Source organism: Flavobacterium sp. LMO6, assembly GCF_009495795.1.
Lineage (GTDB): Bacteria > Bacteroidota > Bacteroidia > Flavobacteriales > Flavobacteriaceae > Flavobacterium.
In genome coordinates, this window is sequence record NZ_WIBH01000021.1 from 1 (window position 1) to 5,661 (window position 5,661).

General features: G+C 31.6%; 7 protein-coding genes. All 7 read right to left on the minus strand.

The annotated features are described in order from the left end of the window. Nucleotides 1-273 precede the first annotated feature (273 nt). The 7 genes from GFJ99_RS12995 to GFJ99_RS13025 all read right to left on the minus strand — a co-directional run bounded on the left by GFJ99_RS12995 (nt 274) and on the right by GFJ99_RS13025 (nt 5,515). Nucleotides 274-927: a hypothetical protein gene (locus tag GFJ99_RS12995; RefSeq protein WP_153209439.1), complete on the minus strand. Its 654-nt coding sequence runs from the start codon at nt 925-927 to the stop codon at nt 274-276. 268 nt (nt 928-1,195) lie between these two features. After that, nucleotides 1,196-1,717: an N-acetyltransferase gene (locus tag GFJ99_RS13000; RefSeq protein WP_153209441.1), complete on the minus strand. Its 522-nt coding sequence runs from the start codon at nt 1,715-1,717 to the stop codon at nt 1,196-1,198. Nucleotides 1,718-1,803: 86 nt separating this feature from the next. Further along, the gene (locus tag GFJ99_RS13005; RefSeq protein WP_153209443.1) at nt 1,804-2,592 is read right to left on the minus strand and encodes a PhzF family phenazine biosynthesis protein; all 789 of its coding nucleotides are present in this window, start codon (nt 2,590-2,592) and stop codon (nt 1,804-1,806) included. 77 nt (nt 2,593-2,669) lie between these two features. Next, nucleotides 2,670-3,278 carry a short chain dehydrogenase gene (locus tag GFJ99_RS13010; protein ID WP_153209445.1) on the minus strand — a complete coding sequence of 203 codons (609 nt, stop codon included), beginning with the start codon at nt 3,276-3,278 and terminating at the stop codon, nt 2,670-2,672. A 76-nt stretch (nt 3,279-3,354) separates the two neighbouring features. Then, the gene (locus tag GFJ99_RS13015; RefSeq protein WP_238990109.1) at nt 3,355-3,930 is read right to left on the minus strand and encodes a Crp/Fnr family transcriptional regulator; all 576 of its coding nucleotides are present in this window, start codon (nt 3,928-3,930) and stop codon (nt 3,355-3,357) included. A 170-nt stretch (nt 3,931-4,100) separates the two neighbouring features. Further along, on the minus strand, nt 4,101-4,868 hold the full coding sequence (locus tag GFJ99_RS13020) for an MBL fold metallo-hydrolase (RefSeq protein WP_153209447.1): 768 nt from the start codon (nt 4,866-4,868) through the stop codon (nt 4,101-4,103). 74 nt (nt 4,869-4,942) lie between these two features. Beyond that, nucleotides 4,943-5,515: a Crp/Fnr family transcriptional regulator gene (locus tag GFJ99_RS13025; RefSeq protein WP_153209449.1), complete on the minus strand. Its 573-nt coding sequence runs from the start codon at nt 5,513-5,515 to the stop codon at nt 4,943-4,945. Nucleotides 5,516-5,661 lie beyond the last annotated feature (146 nt).

A 5,661-nucleotide genomic window follows, 5' to 3' on the forward strand; every position in this document is an offset into this window, starting at 1 on the left:
CAAAGTTTATCGACAAAGTTCGGTTCAGGTTTCAATTATCACGCAAGATTTTTCGGAAACAATTTCAATAAATTTCTTTTGAAAAAATAGGAGAGAAGCCTTCAGCGTAAGTTCGGAAAATATGTTGCCTACAACGTTATGTGGCTTGCTTTCAGTGGCGTTGAACCAGCACCAAGCCATTACAAATATAACAAAACATTCCATTCAGCAGCGGATTTTCCGTAGGAAAATCCGGAAGTAGCCATTGAAGCAAACCGCTGTTGTACACTGTTTTTATCTTATTATTATTCCGTAAAGACCTTCTAAACGTTCAATTATTTCGCCTGATAATGAATTGATAATTAACACTTCGGTTTTTCCAGTATCTTTTCCGATTATATTTTTAGATTTTGTTAGAACATTTTCTACTCTGTAAACGTAAGAGTTTGTTTCTTTATTAAAAATTAGAATTGGTTCATTTATTTTTATTCCTGATTCTTTAAAGTTTTCAATACCAATTTTAAGAGCTTCCTGTTTTGTTATAAAATCACATTTTCTGTTTTCTAATAAAAATTGCGGAATAAAACTTAGGTTTATTGGTTCAATTAAATTAAGGTTTTTATCAAGTTTTAGCCAAGTACCGTTTGTCAAGTCTTCTACTTCTGGAAAGTTAAAATGATATAAAATCCAAATCTCTTCAACGTTTTTGTTTAATTTCGTTTTATGTGTAAAACCTCTGTGCGAATAGTATTTTCCATTTTTATATTTTTGATAAGAACCAGTGTAACCTTTAAAATATTTAATAATTTCAGGGTTAACATTTAATGATAAAATGCTATCTGCAATTTTTAAAACATCTTTAGTTTTATGCCTTTGAGCATTTAGGTTTTGACTAAAAAAGAAAGTCAGAAAGATTATTGAAAGAAAATGTTTTATCGTTATTGTCATTTTAAAATAGTGTACAACGTTCCGGCGCTTGGCGAGGTTGCGAAGTTCGGAACCGATTATTTTCTATCAAAGATAAAATTTCTTGCGAGAAATAAACGTGAATTTACTACAAAATTCGCAATCTTGCCAAACGCCTGTTGGTGGCAGTTTTTATTTTTGTATTCCTGTCTTTTTGTTTTGGGAAATGTAGTAAAACTGTTTTCAATATTTTCAATTGTCAAGAATGGATTAAATAAAACTGTAAACAAATAAATGAGAAGTTATTTTCTTATTTAGAGTTTACGTCAATTTGGAATAAACTTACTGTTGCGTTGTCATAATGTGCTGGAAGTCCTTCAGTGGTTTTAAGTTTCAATAAGCCTAAAAACTCAAAGCCGCATTTTGAGTAATAGTTAATTAATCCAGAATTATCGCCAACAGTATCCATTCTTATGAATTGTTTTTGATTTTCTTTGGCATAATTCTTTGCCCATTCTACAATTTGACCCACTAAATTTTGTCCGCGAAAATCAGGATTTGTTGCTATGCGGTGAATGTAAACAGCTGGATCTTCGTTACGTTCCTCCCAAATTTGTGGATCATTAAATGTTGTCGCCCACACACAAGCAATTTTACCTTCTGAAACAATTTTCCATTGTCTGTTTTCTGAAATTTCAGTTTCAATAAGTTCTCTATCAAATTCTGGCCAATGGTTGGTAAATCTTGTCTTCTGAAAATCAGTGGCGATTTTGTATAAACGGAAAATTTCTTCTGTGTCGTTACTGCTGCTATTCTGTATTTGAAAGTTCATTTTTGATTTTCTTTTTAATTTTCTTTTATTTTTGAAGCGAGTCGGTTACAATGACAATAGATATTTTGTTGTTTCAAGAAATTGTTTTATTCTATCCAAAAGTTCCCAACAGAATAGGTTTTTGCTGTTCCGCTAATAATAACTCGGTCACCTTTGTCTTCACAATATAGTTTGCCCATTCGTTCCGAAACTTGTTGCCCATAAAGTACTTTTTTATCGAGTCTTTTTGACCAAAATGGCACTAAAGAACAATGAGCAGAACCTGTTACAGGATCTTCTAAAATGGAGGCTTGTGGTGTGAAAAAACGAGAAACGAAATCACAGTCATCTCCAATTGCTGTTACAATTACGCCGCCTGGATCAAGGTTGATTTGGTCAAATAATTGTCGGTCAATTTTAATATTTCTGATGGCTGTTTCGTTTTCATAAACCAAAACATAGTCTCTTGATTTTAAAATTTCCCTAGGTTGGATATTTAAAGATTTTGAAATTGTCTCGGGTAAAGAATCTGCAATAGGCATTCTTGATGGGAAGTCCATTTTGTATAGTCCATCTTCAACTTTAACAATTAAGTCGCCACTTAATGTTTCGAAAACAATTTCATCTTTTTTGTAATCTAAAATTGTCTTTAAGCAATGTGCTGTTGCAAGTGTGGCGTGACCGCACAAATCCATTTCAATTTCTGGCGTAAACCATCGCAAATGGATTTTTTCTCCTTTATCTACAAAAAAAGCGGTTTCTGCAACGGCATTTTCTTTAGTTATTTTCAACAAAATGTCGTCTGATAACCAATTGTCAAGAGGCACCACACAAGCAGGATTTCCACCAAAAATGGTATCTGTAAATGCGTCAATTTGGTAAAGTTTTAATTCCATTTTTCTTTTTATTTTATAATAAACAGCATATGGTCAATTTCTTTTTTGAAAAGACTATATGCTGTGATTTTTGTTAATTATGCATCAACAAGTATCACTTGACCAGTAATAAATCCATCAACCGAGCGTTCAAACGCTTTACCAACCAATGCACTTGGTACAGGTTGAAATCCTGGCATCATATCGCCATAAACATCCCAAGCTTCTGCTAAAACTGTTGGATTTACTGAATTTACACGAATACCTCTTGGCATTTCGAAGGCTACACATTTTACAAAGGTATCAATGGCACCACTTGTAGTTGCATCTGCAATGGCAAAAGGAATAGGTTTTAAATTTAGTATACCTGTAATAAGCGTAAAGGAACCTTTATCAGCAATGTATTCCTGACCTATTCTAACAATATTGATTTGCCCCATCATTTTACTCATTACTGTAGTCATCCATTGCGCTTCAGTCATTTCCTCGAAGGTTGCATATTCACATACGCCAACTGTATTCACAACTGCATCAAAGTGACCAACCTCCTTGAATAATTTTCTCAAAGATTCTTCACTGGTAATGTCAACTTGGTAGTCGCAACCGTCTTTTGAACGACCAGCTGTAATCACTTTGTGTTTTCCTAAACCTGTAAGTGCTGCTTTTCCCATTTTCCCATTAGCACCTATTAAAATTACTGTTTTCATATATTTAATTATTTTTAATTTGAAGTGCAAAATTACACTCCTGTCATACTATTCAAGTAGGACATTTGTCTAATAATTAAATTGATGCTCTTATTCTACTTAAATGTCTTTGAGTAATTCCAAGATAGGAAGCTATGTAGTGAAGTGGAATTTGTTGCACAAATTGTGGATGGTTGTTTATCAAATCTACATATCGTTTTTGGGCGTTGGATTTTTGATGATTAAATATCCATTTTTCGAGTTCAACATATTCTTTTTCAGCAATTATTTTTAAAAAATTCAACCATTTATTGTTTGATTCCGCAAGGTTTTCTAATTCTTTTTTTGAAATTGAAATTATTTCAGAATCTGTTAAAGCTTGTAAATTTTCTTCTGATTTATTCTGTGTAATAAATGAAGAATAAGCCACTAATAACGAATTAGGAAAGGTAAAGCAATAGGTTATTTCTTCGTCATTATTAGAATAATAGAATGAACGAAAAATACCAAAATTCACGAAGGAAAGCGTGGTACAGATTTCATCTTGTTTAATGAAAAAATCTCCTTTTTTTATCGTAGAAATAGTCGCTAAACTTATAAATTCATTTATTTCACTATCTGTAAATAAATTGTATTGTTTTAAGTATTCCAACAGTTGATTTTTCTCTAACATAGTACTTGTTTTAAGCTTTAATTCTATAATTCGTATTTATATTTTGCTGCTTTGCAAAGTTAGCAATTACAAGTGTAGAATTTTAAATTCCTTTCAAATCATTGATGATATAAAAAATATGACATTGATTTACTGGCTGTTTTTCTATAAAATCATTTGTACTTAGTTTATTAAAAGACTTTACTTTCTCCATCATTTGGAATAAAAACCTTGTCAGAAAGTCCAATTTTTGAAACTTCTGCTTCTACTTGTTTTCTTGTTGTTGGGCAATGATTTACTGCTTCTAGATGATTGGCAATTACTTGATTTGGTGCGTTTTTTACGAATTTTAATATGTCGTCCATTCGCATTAGTAAAGGTTGAAAGATATCCAATTGAGCTGTTCCACAAGCCACAACAGCAATTTCTGGTTTTAATTGCGTTAGTACTTTATGCACATTGTCTGTGTAAATGGTATCTGCACTTAAATATATTGATTTTTCATTAGGTAATTCAATGTGAAAACCCATTACATTTCCCATTGGTTTGGCAACAAATCCGTAACCGTGTACTGCTGGAATACCTTGAATTTTCCCATCTAAAAAAAGACTTTCTTTCCAATATTCAACAGTTTGAGATACACTTAATCCTTTTTTTCTTAATGTGGCTTCGTCCTTTATACTACAAATAACAGGAATTTGTTTAGAGCGAAGAAAATTCTCTGCTTCTTTATCCAAATGGTCAGGATGCAGATGTGTTATTAAACAATGTGTGGTTTTTTCCACGATATTCATTGCATTGGTTGGTAAATCTACAATTGGATTTCGTTGTGGTTTAAAACGAAAAAGCGTAAAAGTTGGTCCTGCTGTTCCTTTTTTTCCGAGCATTGGGTCAACTAAAATTACTTTATCTTTAGTTTCTATAACCAATGTTGCATTTCGTAAATGATGTACTTTCATTATTCTTTATTTTTAAATTGAAAGTGCAAAATTGTCAAATGTAATAATGTTTTCCATTGATTGAAATCAAGAAATTATATTCTTTTTCTAATTCTGCTCAATGTTTCAGGTGTAATACCTAAATAGGAAGCAATATGATATTGTGGAATTTGAAGTAACCAATCAGGTTTTGTCTTCATAATATCGAGATATAATTCTTCAGCAGTATTTACAAAATGGTTGAACTCTTCACTTTCCTTATTAACAACTATTCTTTGGAAAATAGTTTCAATAAATAGTTTGCCACATTTATATTGGTCAGTAAAACTCAAGAATTTTTCTTTGGATAAAATTCTCAAATCTACATCGGTCAAACATTCTTGATGCTTTCTTGTTGCTGTAGAATGTGTAAACGAAGAAAAGTCGGTTATAAAACCTGAATTTGTATAAAAATTTATATTTTTTTCCTTGTTGTTAGTTGCATAAAATTCCCGAATAATGCCTTGGTCTAAAAAACGAAGTTCATTTTCTGTAGTTCCATTTTCCAAAATGATTTCCCCTTTTTTGTATGATTTAATAACAAAAGTATTTACAAATTCTTCTAAACCTTCTTTATTAAAAGGAAATTCATTGCTAAAAAATAAAGATAATTTGTCTGCTTCTGTCATTAATATTTTTTTAGTTGTTTCTGCGGTTCGGCAAAATTGCCACCAACGTTTCGCGGCTTGAAAATTGTGGCGAAAACCCAACACCAAGCCTTCACAAATATACACAAAACTTTAAATTTAGCAACTGCGCCATTTCAAAAATTCCC